General features: G+C 37.4%; 2 protein-coding genes and 1 pseudogene. 1 reads left to right on the top strand and 2 read right to left on the bottom strand.

The window, feature by feature from the left end; all coding sequences use genetic code 11:
* Positions 1-650: pseudogene (locus ASU35_RS02125) on the top strand (relaxase/mobilization nuclease domain-containing protein); the annotation flags it as partial.
* Between the two features lie 75 nt (positions 651-725).
* Here ASU35_RS02125 and ASU35_RS02120 read toward each other — a convergent pair.
* Positions 726-1,742, bottom strand: a complete 1,017-nt coding sequence (locus ASU35_RS02120) for a radical SAM protein (RefSeq protein ID WP_058351453.1) — start codon at positions 1,740-1,742, stop codon at positions 726-728.
* A 12-nt stretch (positions 1,743-1,754) separates the two neighbouring features.
* On the bottom strand, positions 1,755-2,585 hold the full coding sequence (locus tag ASU35_RS02115) for a Cof-type HAD-IIB family hydrolase (protein WP_058351455.1): 831 nt from the start codon (positions 2,583-2,585) through the stop codon (positions 1,755-1,757).
* Positions 2,586-2,758 lie beyond the last annotated feature (173 nt).

Genomic DNA, 2,758 nt, shown 5'->3' with positions numbered 1-2,758 from the left:
TGCTCCGCAGAATGGCCGCTGTGAAACGCATTTGCGACCGCCGACGGGCGCAAACTGCACTCACAACCGATTACTCCCGCAAAGAGCTTATTGATACCTCACAGGAGAAATTCAAACAGAGTCCCGGACTGAATCATTGGGCAACCATACAAAACCTAAAGATAGCTGCAAGCAGTTATGCAGGTGCTGATTCCATAGAGGATTTAGAGGACAAAATATCATCCAAATCCACACTTGCCAAGACTGCCCGTCAATCCCTTATTGACACGGAACATCAGTTAAAGGAATTGGGGGAAATCTTAAAATATGCCAAAGATTATCAGACCAACAAGCTCTATAATTTCCGTTATAAAAAGTCCAAAGACCCAGATGCTTATTTCCGTAGGCATGAAACGGAACTGACCTTATTTGACGGTGCTGAAAATATGCTGAAACGCTTCGGAATCAATCCTAAAACTCTTGATTTGGAACAGCTCCAAGCAGACTATAATGCCCTGCAAGCAAAGAAAACCGAATTACAGAAAACCTATAAAGCTGCCGAAAAGGAAGTTGCCGACTTGAACCAGAAACTTGCCAATATCAAACAGTATCTTGGACAGGAACAGACTCCAGAACGAGCTGAGAGCACAAAAAAAGAGCAGAGTCTATAATATGGTAAGAGCCAGCTCATTCGGGCTGGCTTCTACTTATTTTCGACATTATTCCAAAATGTATTATACCCTAATTTATATCATCTGAGAGCGTAGCATATTACATGCCAAAGAAATATCTACTCCTTCTGCCTTTAACTTGTTCACATATTCTGAAACACGCTTACGCTTCCCATCTATACTCATATCAGATAATGTATAATACTGATTTATCCTTCTGCCAACGGCAAAGTTTTCTTTTTCTTCATCAGACATACTAAGGAACATATTAATTATTGCTAACATTTTTTGTTTGTCTTGAGCTAAATTGCCACGAACCTCTAGCAACAAATTGACTATATGTTCATTTACATAATAGCTATTTATTTCTTCCAGATTTTCTATAAAAAGCTTTTGCTCCCTTACTATCTCTTCTTCACTTTGAAGTTCAAACTTACCATTCTTTAACATTTCCCCCAATTGTGTGTCCGGCTTAATAGCAGTAGCATGAACCCTTATATAATCTGGTCTAATTGCATTCAATACCTTTGCTGTCATTAATGCATTGTCTTCAGAATACTTTTTTCCACCAATCCCCAGCAAAATAAATTCTGATAATATCATTCCGGCTTTTTTTGCCAATACTCCGGCTTCTTCCACTTGCTCTGCTGTCACACCTTTATTTATAAGTTTAAGGACATCGTCACACCCTGATTCCATACCACAGTACAAATGATTCAGCCCCGCCTGCTTAAGTTCTACTATCTCGCTTTCGCTTTTCCTTAAGATACTGTCTACTCTGGCATAACTTGTTATGTATTTCATATTCGGGAATTCTCTTTTTACTGCCTCAACAATAGGTAATAACCTATTTGTAGATAACACAAAAGCATCCGAATCCTGCAAAAAGCAGGATGTGTAATTATGATTTTTATATACCTCCGCAGCCTTTTTTATATCTGCTATAACATCATCTACGGGTCTTGTAGAAAAATTGCAGTCTTTATATAATCCGCAAAAATAGCACTTATTCCAATGACACCCTCTTGTCACTCTAATTAATAAACTCTGAGACTCTGATGGTGGTCTAATCGGTCCTATTTCGTAAAACATATGCACCTCCGATTATGCAATCACAGTCTTTTGTCCGTTTTGAAATACGAATTTCTCAATTACTTTTGCCACACCATCATGCTCATTATCATCTGTAATGTAATTAGCTACTTTCTTTACGCAATCTACAGCATTAGCCATTGCAACACCAAGCCCCGCAGCTTTTATCATAGACAAATCATTATAGCTGTCTCCAATGGCAATTACCTCCGACATGGAAATACCCAACAACTCAGAAAGTCTATTAATACTTTTACTCTTATCTACCTCGTTATTCATAAATTCCAAGAAAAATGGCTTAGAAATAGTCATATACATACGATCATTAATTTCTGGTCTCCACCATTCTTCAATTTCTTTAAGTCTTTCCGGTTTTTGCAAAACAATAGCCTTTACAACATCACCTGATACATATTCCTTAAAATCAGAGGGAACAATAATATCCATTCCCGTGATTTTTTTCTCAATATCCGTATATTCATTACTTTCAGAAGCTATAATATAATCTCCCATATAAGTCTGAATATAAGCACCTGCCTGCATACTCATATCATACAATTCATGTATCTGCTCATTTGTGATATTAGCAGAATAAAGTTCCTCATTAGTTGCACAATCAATAATTCTTGCACCATTATATGAAATAATATAACCTCCATTCTTTTGCAGCTCTAACTCGGCAGCTATTTTCTCAATCGCATAGTTAGGTCTTCCAGATGCCAACACTACCTTTACTCCGTTTTTCTGCGCCTTAACAAGTTTGTCTTTTGTACGCTTTGAAATGGTTCCATCATTTTTCAAAAGCGTATCGTCCAAATCTAATACTATCATCTTGTAATTCATCAACTTTTCCTCCATCATGTAACTACTTGTCACGCGTCAAATTATAATTCTCTCCTGTCGCAATCCTGCCGCAGATTAAATCCTACATTTTACTTCTTATCTCTGCCTTAGTGTGCCGTTTCTTACCGCACACTTTTTCCTTGCATTCTAGGAAATTCCGATTTTGGAAAAGT

Origin of the sequence: Acetivibrio ethanolgignens, assembly GCF_001461035.1 — a bacterium.
Lineage (GTDB): Bacteria > Bacillota > Clostridia > Lachnospirales > Lachnospiraceae > Velocimicrobium > Velocimicrobium ethanolgignens.
This window is presented reverse-complemented; position numbering and strand designations above follow the sequence as displayed.